The sequence below is a fragment of the Pseudomonas sp. LA5 genome (genome assembly GCF_028640825.1).
Lineage (GTDB): Bacteria > Pseudomonadota > Gammaproteobacteria > Pseudomonadales > Pseudomonadaceae > Chryseomonas > Chryseomonas aestiva.
This window is the reverse complement of sequence record NZ_JAQYZY010000018.1, coordinates 1-24,441: the sequence shown is the minus strand read 5'-3', so window position 1 is coordinate 24,441 and position 24,441 is coordinate 1. Positions and strand designations below refer to the sequence as shown.

The window sequence follows — 24,441 nt, the reverse complement described above, 5'->3', positions numbered from 1 at the left end:
CGGCAAAAGCTCGCACTACAGGAAAGGTCGGACATTTGCAGACTTCCGTGGAGCCCTTGCGGCTCCACGGAAGGATCTTCTCAGCGACTCGTCAGTCGCCGCTGACCTGACGCAGGTGCGCCGCCGGTGCTTCTTCTCCGAGGTTGTTGAGCAGCCGCTCGCTGTACCAGTCGATGAAGTTGATCACGCCGAATTCGTAAGTCTTTGAATAGGGACCCGGCTGATAGGCCTTGGAATTGATGCCGCGCTGGTTCTCCTCGGCCAGCCGGCGATCCTGGTCGTTGGTGGCATCCCAGACCTTGCGCAGGTTGACCGGATCGTAGTCGACGCCCTCCACGGCATCCTTGTGCACCAGCCACTTGGTGGTCACCACGGTCTCGGTCGGACCCAGCGGCCAGACGGTGAAGACGATCATGTGATCGCCCATGCAGTGGTTCCAGGAGTGCGGCAGGTGCAGGATGCGCATGGAGCCCAGGTCCGGGTCCTTGATGCGCCCCATGAGTTTCTTGCAGCCGGGCTTGCCGTCCATGGTCATGGACACGGTGCCGGCGAGCAGCGGCATGCGCACGATGCGGTTGCGCAGGCCGAAGCTGGCATGGGCGTAGGGGATGTTGTCGGCGTCCCAGCGACTGGTGCAGGCGGCGACCTGATCCTTGAACGCCTGGGAGGCGCGCGGATCGGTGACGTCGTCCCACTCCAGCAGGGTATTCAGCAACTCGGGATGGGAGCCGCTGCAGTGGTAGCACTCGCGGTTGTTTTCCAGCACCAGCTTCCAGTTGGCCTGCTCGACCAGGTCGGTGCGCACCGCGACCTTGGCATTCTCCATGTCGTACGGCTCCATGTAGTGCTCGAGCGTACGCAGGAAGTCGTCTATGGCCGGTGGCTCATCGGCCAGGGAGATGAAGATGTAGCCGCCGGCGGTCTTGACGTGGATCGGCTTGAGGTTGAAGTCGGCCATGTTGAAGTCGGCGCCCATCTCGCTGCCGGCGAACAGCAGGCGGCCGTCCAGCTCGTAGGTCCACTGGTGATAGGGGCAGACCAGCTTGGCGACCTTGCCCTTGTCGCTGACGCAGAGGCGCGAACCCCGGTGGCGGCAGACGTTGTGGAAGGCATGCACCTTGCCCTCGGCCCCGCGGACCACCAGGATGGGATTGTCACCCAGCTGCAGGGTGATGAAGTTGCCCTTGGTGGGGATCTCGCAGGTCATGCCGGCGATCAGCCATTCCTTGCCGAAGATCTCCTGCATGTCGATCTGGAACAGGCGCTCGTCGTTGTAGAACGGCTGGGGCAGGGAGTAGGTGCGCTCGCGGGTGCGCAGCATCTCGGCCGTGGCCTTGCGGGCCGGATCGAGAGGGTCGCCCAAACTCAAGGTGCTGACGTCCATCGTACATCCTCGTGGCCACCGCGGCGGGTGGCGAAAGTGGTTGGTCACGGTACTGCAAGGCTATTGGCCGACGGGGCAGGGCCGCCGAATGACCCTAGGTTTCGCCCGTCGCGCGCTATTCAGGTTCGGCTTGGGGCGGAGTGTGGGGCCGGAGCCGGGAGAGGGCCTTGCTCATGGGCGACATGGCCGACGCTGTTCACGACGCCCCAGCCCTTGCCACTGCTGGGCCGGTCGCCATCGACATGTGGATGTCGCGATTGGGAAAGTGGCGGTCGTGGGGCCCTCCCAGAATCGCCGCCAATAGCCCCAGTGGCAGTCGAGGTGCGTCATGAATACCTTCCTCAATCCCGTAACCACCCAGACCTGGACCAATGGCCGCCACCCCGTGCGCTGCGTCAAGGTCATCCAGGAAACCTGGGACGTACGCACCTTCTGCTTCACCGCCGAAATCCCGCTGATGTATTTTTTCAAGCCGGGCCAGTTCGTGACCCTGGAACTGGAGATCGACGGCCGCCAGGTGATGCGCTCCTACACCATCTCGAGCTCGCCCTCGGTGCCCTACAGCTTCTCCATCACCGTCAAGCGCGTGCCGGGTGGCCAGGTGTCCAACTGGCTGCATGACAACCTCAAGGTCGGCGACAACCTTGCGGTGCACGGTCCGGTCGGGCTGTTCAACGCCATCGACTATCCCGCCGACAAGGTGCTCTACCTCTCCGGCGGCGTCGGCATCACCCCGGTGATGTCCATGGCGCGCTGGTTCTACGACACCAATGCCAGCGTCGACATGGTCTTCGTACACAGCGCCCGCACCCCGCGCGACATCATCTACCAGGGTGAGCTGGAGCACATGGCCGCGCGGATCGACAACTTCGCCCTGAACCTGGTGTGCGAGCGCACCGAGCACGGTGAGTCCTGGGCCGGTTTCCGCGGCTACTTCGACCGCCGCATGCTGGAGCTGATGGCACCGGACTTCCGTGAACGCGAGATCTTCTGCTGCGGCCCTACGCCCTACATGAATGCCGTCAAGGCCATGCTCCGCGAGCTGGACTTCGACATGACCCGCTACCACGAGGAATCCTTTGGCGCGACGCCGCCGGAAGCCAAGGTCGAGGCCGCCGAACAGGCCGAAGCCGCGGCCGACCTGCCGCCGATTCCCCTGGAAGCCCAGTGCCTGATCTCCTTCACCGAGAGCGACAAGAGCGTCAGCATCGGCCCGGGCGAAACCATCCACGGCGCCGCGGCCAAGCTCGGCCTGCACATTCCCAAGGCCTGCGGCATGGGCATCTGCGGCACCTGCAAGGTGCTCAAGAAGAGCGGCGAGGTGGTCATGGACCACAACGGCGGCATCACCGAGGAAGACGAAGCCGAAGGCTACATCCTGTCCTGCTGCAGCATTCCGCAGGGGGATGTGCAGATCGAGTTCTGAGGGCGTAGGTTGGGTTGAGCGCAGCGAAGCCCAACACACCAAGGCGCCAGCTTGAGCCCCGTAGCGTGGACAACGGCGCAGCCCTGTCCACACTCCTTCACCCGCTAGACTCTAGGCCGGCTGCCGCTCGCCGTAGCGCTGCTCCAGATAGGCGATGATGTCGTCCGACTCGTACATCCATACGCTCTGGCTGCCTTCGTCGATCCGCAGGCAAGGCACCTTCACCCGACCACCGCCCTGTTCCAGCTCGGCGCGCAGTTGCGGGTCCTTCTTGATGTCCTTGAGGCGGATCGGCAGGTTCAGCCGATGCAGCGCCCGCCGCGTCTTCACGCAGAAGGGACAGGCCTGGAACTGATAGAGCGACAGATTCGCCAGCTCCGCCTCGATGGCCGCCTGGGCCTGCTCAGGGCGCTGGAGCTTGCGCGGCCGGGTCACCAGGTCCAGGCCGACGATCACCTGGCCGAGGCCGTTGCGTAGCAGATTGATCAACGGGATTCACCTTGAGAGGTCGTTCGAGCCGGGCAGTTTACCCTATCGTCCCAGGGCTGCCGCTCCGCCAGTCGTTACGGAACGTCACCCGCAACGCAGCGCTCTACAAGAGGGATTAATTCCTCGATGGAGACCTGTTGCATGCCGCTGTCTTCCGCAGAGCGCGAAGCCTTTCGCCAGCTCGCTGCCGATCTTCCAGGTGTCGATCTTCCGGTCTATGAACAATTCGCCAAGGACCCGCTGGACCCCATCATCGGTCTGGGCGATCCCGATGCACCCCTGGGCTTCTTCGGTCGCGATCCGGGGCGGGACGAGGTGAAGTACGGCGAACCCTTCATCGGCAGCGGCGGCCAGATCGCCCGCAAGGTCCTCTACAAACACCTGTACGGCCAGCCCCCGACCGACTTCGAAGCCACCCGCAGCCTGAGCCAGCAATTCTTCTGGGCCAACACCGTGCCCTACAAGCCGCTCGGCAACAAAGCCTGGTCGGAACGGGTGAAAAAGACTTTCCACCCCCTGATGCGCCGCCTGCTGATAGAGCATTGGCATGGCACTCAGCTCATCACCCTCGGCCGCGAAGCCTTCCTCTGGTTCGGCATCGGCCAATCCAAGGAAGAACGCGCTCGCCTTGAAGCCTTCTGGAAGAGCGAAGACCGCTTCGAAAGCAGCATCGAGGTCACCCTGGAAACGGAGGAGGGCACGCGCAAGACGCTGACGCTCTATCCACTGCCGCACCCGTCGCCGTTGAATCAGACGTGGTATACGAGGTTTCCTGGGTTGTTGGAAAACAGACTGAAATTTCTTCACTGGCCCCTACGTAGCGACCAGTAAAGAACAGTCCCTACATTCAAGAGCGTGGGCGTATCTATTATCGCTGGGGTCAATCACCTGTAGAACATTCCGGATGCCAGCTAAATTTTGCCATAGGCAGAAATTCAGCGGTCCAGACTTCGGGTTTGCTAATTATAATGATGAATGAGCCCAGGACTCAAAGACTTCAACATGTCATGATTTCGGCAAAATATGATTGATTAATTTTCCTACCATCAATCCAGGCTCTTGAAGCCAGGAGGTTGAAACGTCAGGGTAGATACATTCAAACGCGCGCTCTATTAGAGTATGACAAAAGTCGACATATTCTCGAGTTCTGGCTTCTTGAGCAAAAGCTGTACTATGAACCTGCCCCTTTCGAACTTCATAAAATTTCTCGAATTTATCAATATCCTCATAACCGCGGATGAATTGGCTTGAAGTATCAAGGTCTTTAGTCCTAAAGGCAGCTAAGTAGAGGAGCTCTACAAAGCCTAAAGGATTAGATGTGCAATTAATTGTAATGGATTTTCGCGAAAAACCCTTAATTTTTTCTTTTTCCTCAGGGGCCAACCCTTCAAAATTCCAGAATTCAATACCCAGTGCGTAGTAAGAGTAAATTTGCAAAATCGCTTCTGGCTGGGTAACGATGGATTGGAGAGCGAGATATGGGTCTAACAAAGACGTCGACTGTAGGCGTAGCTTCAGTAGATGGAAAAAAGGTAAAACCTCTTCCCTAGTATAATTTTGACAGAGATACGTTTCTATTCTTGCATCTCTGTTGTTCTGAACTTCGCGGGAAAAGTCACTCAGCATCGAAACTAAAGGTCTCCACGCAAGTACGCTTTCAAGTGTTAAAGCTTCAGATTCGATCTGCTGCCGGATAGCATCTAGTAAGAAAAGTATGCGACTTGCTTGATGCCAATGAACTCCTTCTAGAAATAGTTTCTGAGTTAGTGAGGAAAAGTCATTTACGAGCTTTACTGCTTCCCACTTATGGGAGCTACGCTCATCCGTTTCTATTAAAATCTCGAGTACTGGTGCAGCTTGGTCGTACTTTTTCGTATCTATTAATAAACGAAGTCCTTGTATAAAGCTCGGCTCCGACTGTCTCGCTAGGACAAACACCGAAGCCCAAGCCAGCATTTTGCAATTCAATCTGTGGGTTTTGTCTAAGATTATATCGGCCCAATCATGATGTCTTAAGTTGATCGCGCTTCCGACGCACAGTTGAGGATCGAGCAGGTTTACCACGGATTTCTTATAGACGTGCGAAAGATTTTGAGGATCTAACCACCTTACTAACCGCTCGCAAAGTTCGAGCGAGCGGCTTTGAATATACCTTGCGGCGCCGTTAGTGTTTTTTCCTTCTAGATCTGGTAACAGCCGATCTACCAGCTCCACCATTCCAGCTGTCGCGCTGAAGAGTTCATCCGCGATACCCTGACTTAATTTATTAGTTACAGATTTTTCTTTCAACTCAGCTAGAGAGTAGCCTTTTAGGAGTTTATGGCTATGTCCTTGGCCCCAGTCGGATTGCAGAAATGGAGCTTTCTCCTTTTCAATGGCGTCCCACCGCTGCCGTAATACGTCAAGCGAAACAGGCAATTCAACAACAGTCTTAAGATTGTATTCGTGCTCTAAATTGCGTAGATGTATACCTATTTCTTCTCCAAGTTTCTTTAAGGCTTCGTGGAATCTTTGAATAATTATTACAGGGATTTTTCCTGCCTCTACAAGTCGAGCAACCGCAAAATTCATCACTTCAAGGGGGTCGTCGAAAGTACTGTCGTTCACTGATTGAAGGACGCCCCATTTAACAGCCACCCGTTTAGCGAACAGCAAGTCGTTGTGAAAATCGCGATTATCGAGTTTGGCTATTGCAATTAAATCAGCGCTCTTGCTGACTATTCGATGAATATTTGGAGGCGATGTTAATTCTGCAAAGAAGTGATTGCTGCCGCTCATGGGTGGTGCGATTACTACATAGTTACTAGTCGGCTTCAACCATGATCGTATTATCTCTTCAGCAAGGAGCTTTTGCGAATTAATTTTCATTCTGCGCTTCCTCGATAGCATGGTTGGACAGTTCGTGGTCTATAGTCGCCCAAAATCTACCAGAAGACTTTCTAAGAGTTTCTCCCAAGATAGGAATTACGAAGTCCATCTCTGGGGCACTATCATTTTCTATCAACCGAATTAGACCTAAACCAATACAAATGTCAATTCCTCGTTCGATGATAGGTTTGGCGAGGAAATACTTATAGACAAGTTTGCTTTCTTTAGACGCTAGCTTGCCTCGATATGTTCTATGGCCACTAACGGGGCTATGGATCTCCGCGAACGCATATAGTACCGCTTGCGCAACAATCCCTTCGAAACTACGTTGAAGAGTAATGGTCGTTCTTAGATCATCAGAGCCAGGTTCACCTCCCATATCGTCTAGCTTAGGTATTCCTGTTTCACGGGCCAGAAGTGCGCGCAGACCGTCATTAATATCACCTTTCAAAATATGTGACTGCTTGGCAACTGCGAAGGTAGCGCCTGCAACCAATTTCATATAATAGGGGATGCCCGCACATATCCAAATTAAATGTTCTAAAGCCTCCTTCGGCATCACATGACGGGACTTTATCCTTGTGGGCTCAACAATCTGTCTAGAGTGAGCCTCTAAAAGATCTGTTTTACACGAGAAAGGAGTCAACTCCATGTGATCAATACTGTTATAAAATGGCGATTCAGCGTTTGATATAAACACCTGTTTCGCTGCGGAAGATCCGGCAAAAACGACTCCTATATCCCGCCTGTCAGAGATAGCAAGCCTGATTTGCCACAAAATATCAGTCGCCACTTTCTTTTTGTCGTCGCTATCGAAATACATCGAGGCGAATCGATCTATCTCATCGATAAGGAAAATTATGCGAGATGCCTCTGAGTGTCCGTTCAGTAGTCGGTCAGAGATATAACACAGAAAAGTCCCCGCATCCGAGTCGTAGGGCAAATCTCGCCCAATCAACTCAAAGTCGGGATACAGCTCCCTCAGTTCCTTATTTGGATTCAAAGTGCGAATGCGCTTCCAAACCCACTTGTTAAACATTGTAATGTCGGAAATCGACTCATCTAAAGTCAGGTATACCACTAAACTGTCACGATTAGCCTTATGGGAGAACTCATCAAGAATCCGGAACAACATGGTAGTTTTACCGGAACGTCGCGGACTTGATATCCATAGGCTACGCACAGTTTTACTACTAAATAAAGCTTTCTCTATCTTGCGCTCATCAGCAACACGAGGAACATAGCGAGGTCCACGCATTTGTTGTGCAGGAAAATAATCAAATGCTTCTTCTATCTCATCAGAGGTTAGCGGGTTAAACTTTTCACTCCCATCAATTGTAAAGTCCAAACGCTGATCAAACTTTGATTTGATTCCTTTGAGGGAAGTCGCAACACACTGTATCTCGACTGAAAATATTTCAGCGCGCTCGTCAAGTAATAGGAATTCCTGAGCGATAGATATTTCAGACAGGAATGGTCCATCATAAGTTAGGGTGGTCAAAGCTCCAGGAAAGCGGATTGGAGCTGTCGGCGGCAGAGTAATTACTAGTCGGTCCGGACTATCCGATTTCCTTGGCGATAGGCGAATAACGGCGAATAACTGTCCATCACTTCTTCTTTGCAGGCCGGAGCTCACTGATAATATAGCCGGCAAATCAGATTGACCCACTGACTGTTTCTGAATCATTTCAACAAAGAGTTGGAATGGCTTTGACGGTATGCTTTGCTTTAAGTCTAGAAAACCTTGAATAAGATCGGGAATTCCATTTTTTAATGCAACATCTGCTGCATTTGCAAGCGCTTCCGCCTTACGTTGTTCAATATTTATTGGCTGAGAGACCAGGCAATTTGCTAGGGTCTTCGGTGCGTGAAGCATCCAAGCCAAGTACATAAATATTGATCGTGCCTCCGCTTGCTTAGAGTCACCGGTGAATGACTCCCACAGCGCTCTTGTCGCTAATGATTCAAAGCCGCTCTCTGCGCTAAAGACTTCCGAGAACTCTCTTTCAAACTTACGTGCTACATCTATGAGAAGAACGATTTTTTGAAGGCTTTCATAAACTGGAGCGATGGCCGCGTCTGGAGTTAAGACGCATGCGAAATGCTGGATAAAGCTAAGTGAGAGCTGTGTTAGAGGAGACTTTGAGGTCTTATCGGTTAGTATGTATTTGACTATTGGTAGTTCGCTGTCTTTCCGGAAAAGACTCATAACAGCTGCGTACTGAGGGATTTCAAAGGCGGTACTGTCATTAAGTAACGCTGCTATTGCCCACGTCTCGACAGCTTCCGCTGAGGTGTAGCTAGATCGCGTTAGATCTCTCAGCGCTAGATTTGCGGTCCTACTCCAATTTCGTGATTTGATCAGAGATGGCATGTCTGAGCTAGGGCCAATGACCTCAGCGCCAATTTCAGCTTTCCTTGACATGTCAATCAGTATCGAGCGAATGTCCCTACTGGGTGTCACGCTCGCAGCATTAGCAACCTCTGCGCGCACTGCAATATCGACAGTGGGAGCTGGAGTTTGGGCAGTGATCGATAGGCCGCGTCTAGTAAACTCGGCCAGTATTGAATCTACACCTTCCTTACCTCTTTCGGAAATCTGTTGCCAGATTTCATCTGTCTCTACCAATAACGATAGGAGTAGTGAGTTTTCTGAAAAGAGATCCTCAGCTTTTTCAATATTATATATTAGAGAAAGGGCGAGAAAATTTAATTGCCTCGCATATGATGGTAATAGAGTATGGCTTCTTGCAATTTCCTTGGCGAGAGGAGTAATAGCTTGATTGAGATAAAATGCAGCAGTTTCCGAAGCGTCAGCGGAGGGTAATGGAAACGCTTGTTCTAAAGTTTGTATGCATGAGTCTACCGCGCTGGCTAACTCTTTATCCGCGATAGATATAGATTGAATCTTGTTTAGTATCTGGATATGAGCGCGGCGTGGAAGGTACTCCGCCTCCAAAGCTTGAAGGATATCAGTAAGCGACTGCTCATCTAGATCATCGCGCTCTAATGCTCCGCCTAGAGATATAATCTTTTTAATGATGAGATTTCGGCGATTAGCCAGCTCTTTCTCATATTCAAGTTCAAGAATGTATTGTTCGGCTTCGGAAAACTCCTTTTCAAAGATGCTCCATTCATGATTGTCAAGGTGCTCTTGCAGTTTGGCTATTATGCCGGCGCTTTCCGTCTCCCCCAAGTTGTCATACAATTTCGATAAGTTTAGTAACCTGCTCCCTTGTCGACTTTCTAGATCCTCTACCTTTTTTTCAATTTTTCGATCCAACGCCGGAGGCAACTCTTCGTTGAGTTCATTCGCCAATGAAGCATATGCCTCTAGCAGATCTTTGGACTCATAAAGTTCAGCAAGCTCTACAGGTCTGTTAAAACCGAAATCATAAATTAGGGTGTCGGTAAACAGATCGTCATAGATGGGCTGCCCATCCATACGATGCGTAAAAACGCGGGGTAATAATGGGTCGTTTTTGGGCAGAATTATCGCTAGTGTGTTACACGGCTCCTGACTCCGCTGATACATAACATAATTATTATTTTGTTTGCTTCGTGGCCTAGTCGCAGCTTCAAGCCACGCTTGGATTGTTCTCGATTCAGAATCCTGCCCTCTCAGCAATTCGCCTAGCGTTCTTTTAAACTTTTTGACGGCGTCACCGTCAGCAAAATCAGGGCTCTGGTCGCTACTTGCTTTATAAAGTTTAATCCAGGCTTCGATTTCATTCGTCTTCAAGCCAATTTGGTTCCGAATAAACTTGTTGTATTCGGAGTTTTTCTTTAGATGCTCTGGAATCTCTGATTTCCATTTATCGAGGTATTCCTCAATATCAAATCCAGCCATCCACGAATTATAATGCTCAAGAAAAGCGACGATACCACCTCTCTCTAGGGACTTGGCTAGGTGACTAAAGGTGTCGTCATATGCTTCTCGCCATATGTGAGCATATGTGGTTTTACCTCCCTTTCGTCTGAATGATAATATTTCTGTTAAATTAGATACTAACGCTTCATTTGATGCGGTTCGATTTTTGATATGTGCGCTTTGTACTCGCGCTGTAGCTGCGAGCAATAGAATCTGATCAGGAGTCGCAGTATGGAAACCCAAACCCACAGAGGCTTCGTATACTTGCCGGAAAAACATCTCGCATAAGTTATTACTTTGGCTAGAGATGACATCCCTTAATGGACTTGAGCTCCAGCATGCGAAGCCATCGACTCCCAGATCTAAAGATTTAAAATACGCGTCTAGCTCGACTACAGCTAATAGTACTTTCAGTTCATGTTGCTTTTCGAATATTTGTTCTATCTGGCCAAGTGATAGCCAAGACATTATATCTAGGAGCTTTATCATTTCCTCTTTGTCGCTACGTGCGACCTTTTTCTTGAGGAGTTCAGAAAACTCTAAATTAAGTTCGTTAAAATAGTTGTGGACTATTAGTGCAAGTTTTACGCTAAGCTCTTCGCGCTGAATAAGCAGTCGGCCGATCGAAACCCAAGAGTTACTGGTTATTGATTTGTCGCCGAACGCGCTCCAACGTAAATCAGATAAGTTTTCACGCACTCGCTTGTTGACAAGTTGAAGAGCTTCCTCCCCCTTGTGAACTATATTTTGAAGTTTTTGAAGATTGTCGCAAAAACTATCAACTTCGCTAAAGTGGGCTATGTTTTGGGATTCATACAGCCGTTGATGTGACTCACTCGGTCGTTTATTAATTATTATGTTGTCCAGGCGGGGAAGTAAAGCATCGACCTTCTGTCCCCAATCGGTGGCTTCTTTGATCCATCGATTGAGTTCTATAAGACTCGCTTCGGTTTTTATAGTAAATAGAGGTTTCGCACCCAGTACGTTCAATCGATCGGAGACTGCCGAATTCAGATAGCTTTCGAGGGTTTCTGCCTGGATTATTGCGTCGCTAAAGGCGCTACGCGCATCATTCACAATATCGGAAATTGCTTCAAGGCTTATTATGGGATCTTTATCTTTATGAAGTAGCCCGACCTTATTAAGCAGTAGTTTACTGATAGCCTCATATCGGCCAATATCAGTCTCGACTTTCTTCAACAGGTTGGTAAACTCTCCAAAAAAAATAGTTTTCTGTGGTGGGCTTACGTCTTGTGCTTTTTTTGTGTGCGATTTCAATTCAATTGCCGGTTTGACAATTGGATTGGCGGCTGGTTTAGAGTCTACATGCCAGTTAGGGGTCTGAACCAGTCTGAGTAGCTCTAACTCACCACTACACTGTAAAGCTTCGTTCAGTCTTGGCCAAAATTGGTATAAACAGTCTTCACTTGGATCTTCTGCATATCCACTTATGCACCCATCTTTGAGCGCCCATAGAAACAATGCGGCCACTCGCCGGTCTGCTGATGATTCGCGTACTACTTCAATGAGAAGGTCTATTTTCTCTAAAATCGGGTACTTCTTTTTCCCATTGCGGGTTTCGAAAAAATTCTTAAGCTTCTCTGAGTCTATGCAGAAATCAGGGTCTTTCAGCTTCAAGAAGATTTTAAGACAATATGTGAATGGTGGAAATGAACCTTTTGGAAAGTTTTCCCATTTTGTCAAAAAGCGTTTATCCGCAATTAATAAGGCCATGCGCTCCATTGCATTGGCTTTGGAACTCAAAGGTGTTGAGCTTAAGTTGTTAATAACAGCTCTAATGGTTTTTCCACTTCTGGGTATGACACCAAGAATTTGGCTCAGCAGCACTTGATCAATGTGCCCGGAGTGGCTTTCGAGAGCACGAGGAAGTTCAGCAACATATGTGGCGCGTGGGTTTTCAATAGACATCTGAAGCCCCTGGATAACAGGTAGGTTTGATAATTTTATTTTGTATGCTGCGAGAAGTTATTACTAACAAGTTTGCTTCTCGCCACGGAGCACGTTCGTCGTGACCGCCAGCGGTTTAAAGTGGCACGCGACCGGAAAGCGGGAAAGAATCTCTGCAAATCAGAAAGGTGGGAGGCCGGCATTTTTTCGTCCATGATAATTAGTCAGATAACATATCAAAAAATCATCTGCGTCAAACGTTTGCTGGCTTTATGATATTAGCTTCCATTTTCTGCCCCCTGACACATTCCTAGCTCGCTGATGCCATCACCTTGGTACCAAGGCACTTGGTTTCAGCCTCAGATGGCAAATGCGATCTAGCTGTTGTTAGGTGAAGGGCGGCCAGGCCTTGTACTTCCATTATGCTTCGCGCCGTGGTTGAGGGCGACTGACCTAGCTTGCAGCATCCTCTTTTTTACATAACCACGGAGGATGACGGCGGCGGCATTATGGGCGAGGGCGCGCTTGACCACCTGGCGGGGGTAGACGCTGGCGCCGTCGATGGTGCCGTGGAACAGGGCTTCGAAGGCCAGCACCCGGTGGCGGGTGTCGAGGAACAGGCAGCCGAAGATCTCGTGGGGTTTGTGGCGCAGGCGGGCCCTGAGATAGTCACGGACCTGCTGGGGGCTCTCCAGGGCCGAGGCCGAGGTGGGCGCTGAAGGCGGCGAGGTCGGCTTCCAGCAGGGGCCCTCAGGCTGCCGAATTCCCCGAGTAGCTGGCGGGCGAGGTCCACCGCGCTTTTGCCAGCCACGCCGGTGCGTAAAAAGATCGCCAGCAGTTCGGCGTCGGTGAGGGCTTGAGCGCCCTGTGCCAGCAGTTTCTCCCGCGGCCGTTCCTGGGCCGGCCAATCCTTGATGCTCATGGGGCGCTCCCTGTCTGGCGGGGCGCCTGCGTCCTGCAGGCGCTGTGCTATCTTAACCGGATCATTCGCGGGTGCGCGCAGGCCTCGATTGGCCGTGCGATGCCCGTTCTAGACGGTTCGAGAACGGAAAGGCTATATGCAGCGGCTCCATCGTAAACGCATCGTGCTGGGCGTCGGAGGTGGCATCGCCGCTTACAAGAGCGCCGAGTTGGTGCGCCGCCTCAAGGATCAGGGTGCCGAGGTGCGGGTGGTACTAACCCGCGGCGGACGCGAATTCATCACGCCGCTGACCCTGCAGGCACTGTCGGGTCTGCCGGTGCATCTTGATCTGCTGGACCCGGCTGCCGAAGCGGCCATGGGTCATATCGAGCTGGCCCGCTGGGCCGATCTGGTGCTGGTCGCGCCGGCCACCGCCGATGTGATGGCGCGCCTGGCCCAGGGCGTGGCGGACGATCTGCTCACTACCCTGGTGCTGGCCACCGATGCCCGGGTCGCCCTGGCACCGGCCATGAACCAGGCCATGTGGCGCGACCCGGCCACCCAGGCCAATGCCGACCTGCTGCGCAGCCGTGGCATCAAGCTATTCGGCCCGGCCAGCGGCAGCCAGGCCTGTGGCGACGTTGGTCCCGGCCGGATGCTGGAAGCCACCGACCTCGCCCAGCTCGCCGCCGACTGCTTCCAGCGCCTCGACCTGACCGGTTGCCATGTGGTCATCACCGCGGGCCCGACCCAGGAAAACATCGACCCGGTGCGCTACATCACCAACCACAGCTCCGGTCGCATGGGCTTCGCCCTGGCGGGAGCGGCGGCGGAGGCGGGCGCGCGCGTCAGCCTGGTGAGCGGCCCGGTGCATCTGCCGACCCCCGATCGCGTCGAGCGCATCGACGTGATCAGCGCCCGCGACATGCTGGCCGCCTGCGAGGCGCTGATGCCCTGCGACGTGCTCATCGCCTCGGCGGCGGTGGCGGACTATCGCCCCGAGGTCATCGCGCCGCACAAGCTGAAGAAGGACCCCACCCGCGGTGACGGTCTCCTGCTGGAGCTGGTGCGCAACCCCGACATCCTCGCCACCCTGGCGGGGCGCCCGGATCGGCCCTTCAGCGTCGGCTTCGCCGCGGAAACCCAGAATCTGCTGGAGTACGCCCAGCGCAAGCTGCGCGACAAGAATCTCGACCTCATCGTCGCCAACGACGTGGCCAATCCGGCCATCGGCTTCAACAGCGAAGACAACGCGGTCACCGTGATCGACCGTGGCCTGCACGAGATCCGCTTCGAGCAGACCAGCAAGGGCAAGATCGCCCGCCAGCTCATCGCTCTGATTTCCACCCATCTCAAAGATACCGCCCAGAACCATGCATAGCCTTCAAGCCAAGATTCTCGACCCGCGCCTGGGGCGCGATTTCCCGCTGCCGTCCTACGCCACCCCCGGTTCGGCCGGCCTCGACCTGCGCGCTATGCTGCAGGAGGATCTGGTGCTGGAGCCGGGGCAGACCGTGCTGATTCCCACCGGGCTCGCCATCCATGTGGCCGATCCGTCGCTGGCGGCGCTGATCCTGCCGCGCTCGGGCCTGGGCCATAAGCACGGCATCGTGCTGGGCAACCTGGTTGGCCTGATCGACTCGGACTACCAGGGTGAGCTGATGGTCTCCTGCTGGAATCGCGGCCAGACCACCTTCACCGTGAGCGTGGGCGAACGTATCGCCCAACTGATGCTCGTACCTGTGGTCCAGGCGCACTTCGATATCGTCGACAGCTTTACCGAGACCGAGCGGGGCGCTGGCGGCTTCGGGCACTCCGGTACCCGCTGACGCCAGACACGCAAGACGCGCCGTGACATAAAGGAGAAGAACGGCATGGCAACGGGCAAGAACGGCAAGGATGTGCGCAAGGCGGCCCCCCGGGTCGCGGTTTTGCCCGGCCTGGGCGCGGGGCTGCTGCTGGCGCTCGCCGGCCTGCTGCTGGCCGCGCTGCTGCTGTGGTTCCTGGTGTTGCAGCCGCAGGGCGCGCGCAACCAGGAGCAGCAGGCGGACCAGGCGCTGCAGGCCCAGGCGGCCTCCCTCAATCAGCTGCTGGTTGGCCTGACCCGGCGGCTGCAGGGCGTCGCCGGGGATGCCCTGGTGCTGCAGGCCCTGCAGGGCGACGACCCGGCGGTGCGGGCGGCGGCCGAACGCCAGCTGCGCGAGCGCCTCGGCGTGGTCGATGTCCTGGTGGTGCCGGCCGGCATGCGCCAGATCGAAGACGATCGCCCCGGTCCCCTCAACTATGCCGCCCTCGATCTGCTCAAGCGCCTGGAAAGCGGCCAGCGGACCCCGCCGGAAGCCTATCGCGTGAGGGATCGCTGGCTGGTCTACAGCGCTCAGCCCATCCGCCGCGGCGATCAGCTGCTCGGCAGCGCCGTGCTGGTGGAAGCACTGCCGGACGTCTTGCAGAGCTGGGCCACGCCGCCGGCGAATGTCGGCCAATGGCGCCTGCTGCAGCAATTCCCCGGCAGCAGTGTGCAGGTGCTGGCCAGTGGCGGCAGCCCCGGTGATCCGGCGCTGATGCGGCGGCTCGCGACCGGCAGTCCGCTGTGGACACTGGAGCTGGCACCCGCCGCCGAGGCCGGTGCCGATACGCCCCTGGGTATTCCGCTGGTGGCGCTGCTGCTGGCGCTGTTTGGCGTGCTGACGGGCTTTTGGCTGTTTTCCCGGGAGCTGTCACGCCGGCTCCGTGACGACGTCCGCAGTCTGACGGCCTATGCCGAGGAACTTGAATCCAATCAGATAGCCAAAAGCCCGACTTTGCGCCTGGCGGTAATGGAACCCGTGGCCAAGTCGACGGCCCGATTGGCCAGCCGATCGGCCGGGTCGTCGCCGGACCTATATGCTGCGGCACCTAGCGATGCCGTGGCCAAGACCCTGGCGGAGTTTGCCGACAGAGGCCGCGCTCAGCAGAGCGAGCCGCTGTTCCAGACCACCGACATCCTCGATATCAGTATCCTCGACGAAGACCAGGATCTCCTGGGATTGGAGAAACCCCCGATGAGCACTACCCCGCAAGCCCCCCAACTCAACGCCAGCATCTTCCGCGCCTACGACATCCGTGGCGTGGTGGGTGACTCCCTGACCGCCGAAGCCGCCTACTGGATCGGGCGCGCCATCGGCTCGGAGAGCCTGGCGCGTGGCGAGCCCAACGTGGCCGTCGGCCGTGACGGCCGCCTGTCCGGCCCCGAGCTGGTCGCCCAACTGATCAAGGGCGTGGCCGACAGCGGCGCCAATGTCAGCGATGTCGGCATGGTGCCGACCCCGGTGCTCTACTACGCAGCCAATGTGCTCGAAGGCAAGTCCGGCGTCATGCTGACCGGCAGCCACAATCCGCCGGACTACAATGGCTTCAAGATCGTCATCGCCGGCGAGACCCTGGCCAACGAATCCATCCAGCGCCTGCGCGAGCGCATCGAGACCGGCGACGTGGCCAGCGGCCAGGGCCAGATCAAGCAGGTCGACGTGCTCAAGAGCTACGCCGACTACATCCGCAACGACGTAGTGCTGGCCAAGAAGCTCAAGGTGGTGGTGGACGCCGGTAACGGTGTCGCCGCGGTCAATGCCCCCCAGCTGATCGAGTCCCTGGGCTGCGAGGTCATCCCGCTGTTCTGCGAGGTGGACGGCAACTTCCCCAACCACCATCCGGATCCGGGCAAGCCCGAGAACCTGGAAGACCTGATCGCCAAGGTCAAGGAAACCGGTGCCGACCTGGGCCTGGCCTTTGACGGCGACGGCGACCGCGTCGGCGTGGTGACCAACGAAGGCAAGATCATCTATCCCGACCAGCTGCTGATGCTGTTCGCCAAGGACGTGGTCTCCCGCAACCCGGGCGCCGACATCATCTTCGACGTCAAATGCACCCGCCGTCTGAACAACCTCATCGCCGGCTACGGCGGTCGTCCCATCATGTGGAAGACCGGCCACTCGCTGATCAAGAAGAAGATGAAGGAAACCGGCGCCCTGCTGGCCGGCGAGATGAGCGGCCACGTGTTCTTCAAGGAACGCTGGTTCGGTTTCGACGACGGCATCTACAGCGCCGTGCGCCTGCTGGAGATCCTCAGCCAGGAGAAGAACAGCGCCCAGCAGGTGTTCGATACCTTCCCGGTAGACATCTCCACCCCGGAGATCAATATCCAGGTGACCGAAGAGAGCAAGTTCGGCATCATCGAGACCCTGCAGCGCGACGCCCAGTGGGGCGATGCCCAGATCACCACCCTGGACGGCGTTCGCGTCGATTACCAGAACGGTTGGGGTCTGGTGCGTGCGTCCAACACCACGCCGGTGCTGGTGCTGCGCTTCGAGGCGGAAACCCTCGAGGAGCTGGAGCGCATCAAGACGGTGTTCCGCAAGCAGCTGCTGGCGGTGGAGCCGGATCTGAATCTGCCGTTCTGACCTCGGGTCAGCGGTAGCACAGAGGGCGCCTAGGCGCCCTTTGTCTTTTCTTAGTCGACCTTGAGAGGTGAGCCATGACCCTGAGCCGCGAGGATGCCTCGCACGTCGCCGAGGTGCTGTCCGAGGCGCTGCCCTATATCCGCCGGTTCGTCGGCAAGACGCTGGTGATCAAGTACGGCGGCAACGCCATGGAGAGCGACGAGCTCAAGGCCGGCTTCGCCCGTGACATCGTGCTGATGAAGGCGGTGGGCATCAACCCGGTGGTGGTGCATGGCGGCGGTCCGCAGATCGGCGACCTGCTCAAGCGCCTGTCCATCGAGAGCCACTTCATCGACGGCATGCGCGTCACCGACGCCCAGACCATGGATGTGGTGGAGATGGTCCTGGGCGGCCAGGTCAACAAGGACATCGTCAACCTGATCAACCGCCATGGCGGCAAGGCCATCGGCCTGACCGGCAAGGATGCGGGCCTGATCCGTGCCACCAAGCTCAAGGTCAGCCGGCAGACGCCGGAGATGACCAAGCCGGAGATCATCGACATCGGCCATGTCGGCGAGGTCACCGGGGTCAACATCGACCTGCTCAACATGCTGGTGCGCGGTGACTTCATCCCGGTCATCGCGCCCATCGGCGTGGGTCCGGACGGTGAGTCCTACAACATCAACGCCGACCTGGTGGCAGGCAAGGTGGCCGAGGCGCTCAAGGCCGAGAAGCTGATGCTGCTGACCAACATCGCCGGCCTGATGGACAAGCAGGGCCAGGTGCTCACCGGGCTGTCCACCGAGCAGGTCAATTCGCTGATCGCCGACGGCACCATCTACGGCGGCATGCTGCCGAAGATCCGCTGCGCGCTGGAAGCGGTGCAGGGCGGGGTGCAGAGCGCCCACATCATCGACGGCCGGGTGCCCAACGCGGTGCTGCTGGAAATCTTCACCGACGTCGGCGTCGGTACGCTGATCTCCAACCGCAAGCGCTGAGCGCTTTCGCGCGGACCCAAAACGGCGCCCCAGGGCGCCGTTTCTATTGCTGGCCCGGACTCACTGCTCCCAGCTGGCCTTGGGCAGGGTCAGGCCGTGCTGGCCGTTGTAGGCCGCCCGCTTGGGCGACTCCCAGTCCTGCAGCAGCGCCTCCTCGACCCGGTAGATCTCCACCCCCAGCGGACGGCAGACCTTGAGCGGGTCCTCGGCATCGGGCCCCCACATCGCCAGGGACAGATCGCCGCCCGGGCAGGTGGACAGGGCGCAGAGCACGTCGATCTCGGCGAAGAATTCCAGGTAGTCGCCGGGCTTGGCCGGGCAGGCCTTCATGAAGTACAGGTCATCGTGGTTGAGGCCGGTGCACTGGAAGATGTTCAGCACATCGTGGACATCGAATTCGGTGAGGCCGTGGGGCAGTACCGCACGGGTCAGATTCGAATGGCAGTGGTGGTGGAAATCCTCGCCGGTGAGCATCTTGTTGACGTAGGGATCGCAGCGGGTGCCGAGCAGGTCATGCAGGCGGCCGCCATGTTCGTCGATGCCATAGCCGGCCAGGCTGTCGTCGGTGATGGTCAGCAGCGGACGCAGGAAGGGCAGGTTGGACCAGAGCCGGTCGTAGGTGCTGACGTGGGCACCCTGCAGTTGCCGGGTGCGCGCGGCCCACATCCGTTCGCGGGGATCCTCGGCGTTCCAGACGTTGAAGTCGCCGACCTGAGGCCCGTGCGGGGTGGTGACGCGGAACAGATGGCCGGCGGGGACCTTCCAGGCGCGACCGGTACGGATCGGGATCTCGAATTGCTCGATCAGGGTGCGTCCGTCCTTGCGTTCACGCAGCCGATCATAGAAGGCCTGATCGACCTGCAGGGCGGAGCCCTGGGTGGACTGGTAGGCAGCGGGGTAGTCCTTGTACATGGGAGGTCTCCTCGGTCAGAGCGGCCTGGCTGCGCTGAGCAGATCCAGCAGCCGGTTTTCGGAATCGTCGAGATAGCTGGCCATGGCCTCGCCCGCCGCCTGGCGGTGCCCGGCGGCGAGCAGGTCGTGGATCTGGCGGTCGCGGGCTATCCAGGGCCGCTGGAAGTGCTCCTCGTCGGGCGCGAGGGAAAACAGCAGGCGCGTCTGGGCGGCGACGGTGGCGAAGAATTCATCGAACAGCGGACTGCGCAACAGGCCGACGATGTGCTGATGGAAATGCAGGCTATGGGTGCCAAGGGCGCGCCAGTCTTCGCGCGACTGCGCCAGTTCGGCTGCCTCCAGAGCATCCAGCATCCGATCGGACTGGTATTCGCGCAGCGGGCGGCTGGTGAGGATGGCCTGCAGTTCCAGGGTGCGACGCACCTGGAAGATGTCGCGCACCTCGGCCAGGCCCAGGCGCCGCACCATGACCCCCTTGTGGCGAACATAGGTGGCCAGGCCCTCGCGATCCAGCTGGTGCAGGGCTTCGCGGATGGTGTTGCGCGAGGCGTTGTAGGCCTTGACCAGCTCACCCTCGACCAGCGCGGTACCGGGCAGCAGGCGACCGCCGATGATGTCTTCGCGCATCTCCAGCAGCAGTTGAGCCCCCAGGGACAGCTCGCCTGCATCCTTGCCACTCATGGGTCTTCACGCTCGATTGTTCAACAATGTGTTGGAAACGAGCTTGCACGGCGTGTGCCAGAAATTAGCGGGGAGATTGAGGAAGTCCGTTGTGCTGCCCAGGTGGCGCGAGGTGGAGGTGACCGCAGGTAGCGGGTTTGGCAGGGCTCAGCGATCCGCGGCCTGGGCCGCTTCCAGGCGCTGCATGCGCGCACGGTCGGCGTCGAAGGCGGCGCTGGTGCTGGTGCGCATTTCGGCGTAGCGCTGCAGATCGGTCTGCAGACGCACCTGATCGGCCGCCGCGGCGTCGAGGCGTGCCTGCAGATCCGCCGGGAGCGCCTGGCCATTGCGCTGCTGCACCGCCGCCTGCTCCATCAGCTGGCTTTGCAGCTGACGCGTGGCCTCCAGGTTGGCCTTCTTGATCTGCAGCACCCCGTCCAGCTCGGCCAGCTTGCGCGCCTTGGCGCGGTCGACGTCCTCGACATTGCTGTAGAGCTTGCGCAACTGGCCATCGACCAGGGCCTGCTGGCGCTCGCGCGCCTGGCGATCGAGTTCCGCGGCGGGCAGCGCCGGCGCGACCTTGCGGATCACCCGGCCCTGTTCGTTGAGCACGTCGTAGCCCTTGCCGGCGTACTCCGGCGGCACGCCCTGGCGATCGATGACCAGGGTGCCGTTACGGTCCAGGTAGCGGTACAGCTCGGCTGCCTGGCCGGCCAGCGGCAGGGCGATGAGCAACAGGCTGGCAGCGGCGCGACGTACGACCATGGCCGTCTCTCCTGGGGCTGACGGCTAGATGCCGTATTGGGCGCGATAGTCCTGGACGGCGGGCAGGTGACGCTTGAGCTCGGCATCCTCGGCCAGGTATTCGAGCACCTGATCCAGGGCGACGATGCTGAGCACCGGAATGCCGTAGTCACGCTCGACTTCCTGGATGGCCGACAACTCGCCACGGCCACGCTCCTGGCGATTCAGGGCGATGAGCACCCCGGCCGCGCTGGCACCCTGGCCTTCGATGATCTGCATGACCTCGCGGATGGCGGTGCCGGCAGTGATGACGTCATCGATGATCAGTGCCCGACCGGTCAGGGGCGCGCCCACCAGCAGGCCGCCTTCGCCGTGGTCCTTGGCTTCCTTGCGGTTGAAGCACCAGGGCACGTCGCGGCCATGGTGCTCGACCAGGGCCACCGCCGTGGCCGCGGCCAGGGGGATACCCTTGTAGGCCGGGCCGAAGAGGACATCGAACGGCAGATTGGCCTGGACCAGCGCATCGGCGTAGCAGCGGCCGAGCTGGGCCAGCGCCGAACCGCTGTGGAACAGGCCGGCGTTGAAGAAATAGGGGCTGATGCGACCCGATTTCAGGGTGAATTCACCAAAGCGCAGAACTCCGCGCTCGATGGCGAAACGAATGAAATTACGCTGGTACGCCTGCATATAAGTCCTTGCGCGGCTTGTATTTAGCTAAACCGGTTTAGCTCGGGTATCATACATCCACGATTTTTTGGGGGCCATTTATGCGGATCATCAGCTTGAACGTCAATGGTATTCAGGACGCTGTGGAGCGGGGCCTGCTGCCTTGGCTCAAGGCGCAGAATGCCGACGTGATCTGCTTGCAGGATACCCGCGCCTCTTCTTACGACATGGACGACCCGGCCTATGCGCTGGAGGGTTACATCCTCTATGCCTGCGACGCCGAAGTGCCGTCCCAGGGCGGTGTCGCGCTCTATACGCGGGTCCAGCCGAAGGCGGTGATCAGCGGCCTGGGCTTCGAGTCCTGCGATCGGTTCGGTCGCTATCTGCAGGCGGACTTCGACAAGGTCAGCATCGCCACCCTGCTGCTGCCTTCGGGCAAGCGCGGCGATGAAGATCTGAACATGAAATTCAAGTTCATGGACGACTTCACCCACTACCTGAACAAGCAGCGCCGCAAGCGCCGCGAGTACATCTATTGTGGCTCGCTGTACGTGGCGCACCAGAAGCAGGACGTGAAGAACTGGCGCGACTGCCAGCAGATCCCCGGTTTCCTGGCCCCCGAGCGGGCCTGGATGGACGAGGTGATCGGCAACATGGGCTATGTGGATGCCCTGCGCGAAGTGAGCCGCGAAGGCGACCAGTTCAGCTGGTGGCCGGACAGCGACCAGGCCGAGCACCTGAATCTGGGCTGGCGCTTCGACTACAACATCCTCACTCCGGGTCTGCGCCGCTTCGTCCGCTCGGCGCGCCTGCCGCGGCAACCGCGCTTCTCCGAGCATGCGCCGCTGATCGTCGACTACGACTGGACCCTGAGCATCTGATCCACGCGATGCCCGGAAACGAAAAAACCAGCCCAAGGGCTGGTTTTTTGTTGGGTGGCTATTTCACCAGGATCACCGGCAAGGGTACCTGGTGCACCACACGATGGGCCACCGAGCCGAGCAGCAGGCCACTGAGCGAACCCAGGCCGCGGGTGCCCATGACCACGGTGTCCACCTCCAGGCGCCGCGCTGTCTCGCCGATGGTCTCGGCGATGCCGCCAAAGCCGACGTGGGTCTGGGCCTCGATACCGGCTTCGAGCAGGGCCGGGCGCGCCCTGACCAGAATATCCTCGGCCTTGTCCTGCAGGCTGCCGCGCCATTCGCGCAGGATGCGGTCATCGAAGGGCGCGCCATAGATCTCCGGCTCGTTCTGGACGTTGAGCAGGTGCAACTCCAGCGTCAGCCCGGCCTTCACCAGGTCGAGGATATAGCGCAGGGCGTTGTCGGCGCTGGGAGAACCATCGTAGGCGACCAGGACAGTGTGCATGGGGCATCTCCACGAGAGGGGTATGCCTTCATGCTAGACCCTGGCTGTCAGGGTCGCTTGATCCCGATCAAGCCCGCAGCCTCAATGGCCCACCCAGTTGCGCGCGCCCTTGGGAATCACCTCGGATTCGTCCAGCTTGCTGGCGAACATGCTCACGGCTTCCACGGCGTCGCTGGCGCCATCACGGATCTGCACGATCACCGCGCCGGCCTGGTCCGCCAGCTCGACGCCCTTGACCGCGCGCCCCTGGGTACTCTCCATGCTGGCCACCGCCTGCTGGGTTTCGTTGAGAATCCGCCCGATCATCTCGGCAATCTCTGCCGTGGCGCTGCTGGTGCGCCCCGCCAGCTGACGAACCTCGTCGGCGACCACGGCGAAGCCACGGCCCTGGTCACCGGCGCGGGCCGCTTCGATGGCGGCGTTGAGCGCCAGCAGGTTGGTCTGGTCGGCGATGCCGCGGATGGTGTTGACGATGGCGGTGATCTGCTCCGAGCGCTGACCCAGCTGGCCGATCACCTCGGCGGAGGCGCTGACGTTGTGCGCGATCTCGCGCATCTCGCCGGCGGCGGCCTGGATAATCCGGGTACCGTGCTCGGCGACCTTCTCGGTCTCGGCGGAGATGTGATAGGCCCGCGAGGCGCTGCGGCCGTCGCTTTCGTGCTTTTCCACCCGCTCGCTGATGTCGCTGGCGTACTTGACCACCTTGTACAGCCGGCCGGTGGCGTCGTACACCGGGTTGTAGCTCGCTTCCAGCCAGATCACCCGGCCATGCTTGCCCAGGCGCTTGAACTGGCCGCGAAAGAATTCACCGGCGTTGAGGCGGCGCCAGAAGTCGGCGTATTCGCTGCTGTTGACCAGGGCCGGCTCGCAGAACAGCCGATGCTGCTGGCCCTGGATCTCCTTCAGGCTGTAGCCCAGGGTGGCCAGGAAGTTGTCGTTGGCGTCCAGGATGCGTCCGTCCAGGTCGAACTCGATGCGCGCCAGGGCGCGGTCCAGCGCCTTGAGCTTGCTCTGGGCTTCGCTGTCGCGCTCGACCTGGGCGGTGACGTCGAGGGCGTACTTCACCACCTTGGCGATCTTGCCGCTGCTGTCGGGCAGCGGGTTGTAGCTGGCTTCCAGCCAGAGCGTACGGCCCTGGGCGTCCAGGCGCTGGAAGGCGCCGGAGACGAAATCGCCACGCTTCAGGCGCGCCCAGAAATCGCCATAGTCGCGACCCTGGACCACGCTGGCCGGGCAGAGACGACGATGGTGCTGGCCGACCAGGGCGTCGGCGCGGTAACCGGTCAGGCGGAGGAAGTTGTCGTTGGCGCGCAGGACGGTGCCGTCGAGATCGAACTCGATCACCGCCATGGAACGCTCCAGAGCCTGGGTCAGGCCCTGATTGGCATGCTGCTCGGCTTCCAGCCGAGCGATGGTCTTCTTTAGATGCGCATTGAACATGGCAAAACTCGCTGGCTGGGGCAAAGGCGTAACCAGCCTATCGGCGCCAATGGAGCCGACTTGATAGGACCCGGCGAACGGCAGAACTCGCCCGTTGAGCGGCTGTCGCAAACGCGCCGGCCCGGGGCGTAAACAGGCATCTTGGGGTCAGGGGCGGGGCCTACCATCGCGGCAAGGGGGTGGTTTTCACCGCCACAGACTTTAGGAGCGCCGCGATGTTCAGCAAGCAGGACCAAATCCAGGGCTACGATGATGCGCTGTTCGCCGCCATGGGCGAGGAAGCGCGGCGCCAGGAGCATCACCTGGAACTGATCGCCTCCGAAAACTACACCAGTCAGCGCGTCATGGAAGCCCAGGGCAGCGTGCTGACCAACAAGTACGCCGAAGGCTA

Annotated in this window: 16 protein-coding genes and 4 pseudogenes; 8 read left to right on the top strand and 12 right to left on the bottom strand. The window is 58.1% G+C overall.

The annotated features are described in order from the left end of the window. Positions 1-91: 91 nt before the first annotated feature. Positions 92-1,384 (bottom strand): glycine-betaine demethylase subunit GbcA, encoded by a 1,293-nt coding sequence (gene gbcA / locus PVZ72_RS00705; RefSeq protein WP_187980785.1) that lies wholly within the window; start codon positions 1,382-1,384, stop codon positions 92-94. Between the two features lie 328 nt (positions 1,385-1,712). Between gbcA and PVZ72_RS00700 the strand changes: the two genes are divergently transcribed. Continuing rightward, a complete protein-coding gene (locus tag PVZ72_RS00700) occupies positions 1,713-2,810 on the top strand; it encodes a hybrid-cluster NAD(P)-dependent oxidoreductase (RefSeq protein WP_187980786.1) in 1,098 nt (365 codons plus the stop codon). Between the two features lie 111 nt (positions 2,811-2,921). Here PVZ72_RS00700 and PVZ72_RS00695 read toward each other — a convergent pair whose 3' ends face one another. After that, a complete protein-coding gene (locus PVZ72_RS00695; protein WP_158890691.1) occupies positions 2,922-3,299 on the bottom strand; it encodes a glutaredoxin family protein in 378 nt (125 codons plus the stop codon). 141 nt (positions 3,300-3,440) lie between these two features. Between PVZ72_RS00695 and PVZ72_RS00690 the strand changes: the two genes are divergently transcribed. Further along, positions 3,441-4,130, top strand: coding sequence for a uracil-DNA glycosylase family protein (locus PVZ72_RS00690; protein WP_273860955.1), 690 nt, complete (start codon positions 3,441-3,443; stop codon positions 4,128-4,130). 174 nt (positions 4,131-4,304) lie between these two features. Here PVZ72_RS00690 and PVZ72_RS00685 read toward each other — a convergent pair whose 3' ends face one another. The 3 genes and pseudogenes from PVZ72_RS00685 to PVZ72_RS00675 all read right to left on the bottom strand — a co-directional run. Then, a complete protein-coding gene (locus PVZ72_RS00685; RefSeq protein WP_273860954.1) occupies positions 4,305-6,167 on the bottom strand; it encodes a hypothetical protein in 1,863 nt (620 codons plus the stop codon). Further along, a complete protein-coding gene (locus tag PVZ72_RS00680; protein ID WP_273860953.1) occupies positions 6,157-11,967 on the bottom strand; it encodes a hypothetical protein in 5,811 nt (1,936 codons plus the stop codon). Before PVZ72_RS00680 ends, PVZ72_RS00685 begins: the two co-directional genes overlap by 11 nt. 467 nt (positions 11,968-12,434) lie before the next feature. Further along, positions 12,435-12,868, bottom strand: a pseudogene (locus PVZ72_RS00675) (UPF0758 domain-containing protein); the annotation flags it as partial. 136 nt (positions 12,869-13,004) lie between these two features. Between PVZ72_RS00675 and coaBC the strand changes: the two are divergent. From coaBC to argB, 4 genes are all read left to right on the top strand, one after another. Further along, positions 13,005-14,228, top strand: a complete 1,224-nt coding sequence (gene coaBC / locus PVZ72_RS00670) for a bifunctional phosphopantothenoylcysteine decarboxylase/phosphopantothenate--cysteine ligase CoaBC (protein ID WP_273860952.1) — start codon at positions 13,005-13,007, stop codon at positions 14,226-14,228. Continuing rightward, positions 14,221-14,676 (top strand): dUTP diphosphatase, encoded by a 456-nt coding sequence (gene dut / locus PVZ72_RS00665; RefSeq protein WP_044341301.1) that lies wholly within the window; start codon positions 14,221-14,223, stop codon positions 14,674-14,676. The genes coaBC and dut overlap by 8 nt, the downstream gene beginning before the upstream one ends. 1,212 nt (positions 14,677-15,888) lie before the next feature. Beyond that, entirely contained in the window at positions 15,889-17,283 is a 1,395-nt protein-coding gene (algC, locus tag PVZ72_RS00660) for a phosphomannomutase/phosphoglucomutase (RefSeq protein ID WP_218568701.1), read from the top strand. A gap of 74 nt (positions 17,284-17,357) precedes the next feature. After that, the gene (argB, locus tag PVZ72_RS00655; RefSeq protein WP_187980809.1) at positions 17,358-18,260 is read left to right on the top strand and encodes an acetylglutamate kinase; all 903 of its coding nucleotides are present in this window, start codon (positions 17,358-17,360) and stop codon (positions 18,258-18,260) included. A 60-nt stretch (positions 18,261-18,320) separates the two neighbouring features. Here argB and PVZ72_RS00650 read toward each other — a convergent pair whose 3' ends face one another. From PVZ72_RS00650 to pyrE, 4 genes are all read right to left on the bottom strand, one after another. Beyond that, positions 18,321-19,172: an urea carboxylase-associated family protein gene (locus tag PVZ72_RS00650; protein WP_273860951.1), complete on the bottom strand. Its 852-nt coding sequence runs from the start codon at positions 19,170-19,172 to the stop codon at positions 18,321-18,323. 15 nt (positions 19,173-19,187) lie between these two features. Continuing rightward, positions 19,188-19,853, bottom strand: a complete 666-nt coding sequence (locus tag PVZ72_RS00645; protein ID WP_273860950.1) for a GntR family transcriptional regulator — start codon at positions 19,851-19,853, stop codon at positions 19,188-19,190. Between the two features lie 147 nt (positions 19,854-20,000). Next, positions 20,001-20,597 (bottom strand): DUF4124 domain-containing protein, encoded by a 597-nt coding sequence (locus PVZ72_RS00640; RefSeq protein ID WP_187980811.1) that lies wholly within the window; start codon positions 20,595-20,597, stop codon positions 20,001-20,003. Positions 20,598-20,621: 24 nt separating this feature from the next. Next, on the bottom strand, positions 20,622-21,263 hold the full coding sequence (pyrE, locus tag PVZ72_RS00635; RefSeq protein WP_158890670.1) for an orotate phosphoribosyltransferase: 642 nt from the start codon (positions 21,261-21,263) through the stop codon (positions 20,622-20,624). An 80-nt stretch (positions 21,264-21,343) separates the two neighbouring features. On the opposite strand from pyrE, the gene PVZ72_RS00630 reads away from it, so the two are divergent. Beyond that, positions 21,344-22,123 (top strand): exodeoxyribonuclease III, encoded by a 780-nt coding sequence (locus PVZ72_RS00630; RefSeq protein ID WP_027598631.1) that lies wholly within the window; start codon positions 21,344-21,346, stop codon positions 22,121-22,123. Between the two features lie 58 nt (positions 22,124-22,181). On the opposite strand, the gene PVZ72_RS00625 is transcribed toward PVZ72_RS00630, so the two are convergent. The 3 genes and pseudogenes from PVZ72_RS00625 to PVZ72_RS24095 form a co-directional block, all read right to left on the bottom strand. Continuing rightward, the gene (locus tag PVZ72_RS00625; protein ID WP_158973736.1) at positions 22,182-22,610 is read right to left on the bottom strand and encodes a universal stress protein; all 429 of its coding nucleotides are present in this window, start codon (positions 22,608-22,610) and stop codon (positions 22,182-22,184) included. An 81-nt stretch (positions 22,611-22,691) separates the two neighbouring features. Beyond that, positions 22,692-23,168: pseudogene (locus PVZ72_RS24100) on the bottom strand (methyl-accepting chemotaxis protein); the annotation flags it as partial. 111 nt (positions 23,169-23,279) lie between these two features. Further along, a pseudogene (locus tag PVZ72_RS24095) lies at positions 23,280-24,050 on the bottom strand (PAS domain-containing protein); the annotation flags it as partial. A 215-nt stretch (positions 24,051-24,265) separates the two neighbouring features. On the opposite strand from PVZ72_RS24095, the pseudogene glyA reads away from it, so the two are divergent. After that, positions 24,266-24,441 (top strand): annotated as a pseudogene (gene glyA / locus PVZ72_RS00615) (serine hydroxymethyltransferase); the annotation flags it as partial.

Excerpts from the sequence above, each read along its gene's own strand:
- gbcA (WP_187980785.1), bottom strand. The coding sequence starts at position 1,384 with ATGGACGTCAGCACCTTGAGTTTGGGCGACCCTCTCGATCCGGCCCGC.
- PVZ72_RS00700 (WP_187980786.1), top strand. The coding sequence starts at position 1,713 with ATGAATACCTTCCTCAATCCCGTAACCACCCAGACCTGGACCAATGGC.
- PVZ72_RS00690 (WP_273860955.1), top strand. The coding sequence starts at position 3,441 with ATGCCGCTGTCTTCCGCAGAGCGCGAAGCCTTTCGCCAGCTCGCTGCC.
- PVZ72_RS00685 (WP_273860954.1), bottom strand. The coding sequence starts at position 6,167 with ATGAAAATTAATTCGCAAAAGCTCCTTGCTGAAGAGATAATACGATCA.
- PVZ72_RS00680 (WP_273860953.1), bottom strand. The coding sequence starts at position 11,967 with ATGTCTATTGAAAACCCACGCGCCACATATGTTGCTGAACTTCCTCGT.
- coaBC (WP_273860952.1), top strand. The coding sequence starts at position 13,005 with ATGCAGCGGCTCCATCGTAAACGCATCGTGCTGGGCGTCGGAGGTGGC.
- dut (WP_044341301.1), top strand. The coding sequence starts at position 14,221 with ATGCATAGCCTTCAAGCCAAGATTCTCGACCCGCGCCTGGGGCGCGAT.
- algC (WP_218568701.1), top strand. The coding sequence starts at position 15,889 with ATGAGCACTACCCCGCAAGCCCCCCAACTCAACGCCAGCATCTTCCGC.
- argB (WP_187980809.1), top strand. The coding sequence starts at position 17,358 with ATGACCCTGAGCCGCGAGGATGCCTCGCACGTCGCCGAGGTGCTGTCC.
- PVZ72_RS00650 (WP_273860951.1), bottom strand. The coding sequence starts at position 19,172 with ATGTACAAGGACTACCCCGCTGCCTACCAGTCCACCCAGGGCTCCGCC.
- PVZ72_RS00645 (WP_273860950.1), bottom strand. The coding sequence starts at position 19,853 with ATGAGTGGCAAGGATGCAGGCGAGCTGTCCCTGGGGGCTCAACTGCTG.
- PVZ72_RS00640 (WP_187980811.1), bottom strand. The coding sequence starts at position 20,597 with ATGGTCGTACGTCGCGCCGCTGCCAGCCTGTTGCTCATCGCCCTGCCG.
- pyrE (WP_158890670.1), bottom strand. The coding sequence starts at position 21,263 with ATGCAGGCGTACCAGCGTAATTTCATTCGTTTCGCCATCGAGCGCGGA.
- PVZ72_RS00630 (WP_027598631.1), top strand. The coding sequence starts at position 21,344 with ATGCGGATCATCAGCTTGAACGTCAATGGTATTCAGGACGCTGTGGAG.
- PVZ72_RS00625 (WP_158973736.1), bottom strand. The coding sequence starts at position 22,610 with ATGCACACTGTCCTGGTCGCCTACGATGGTTCTCCCAGCGCCGACAAC.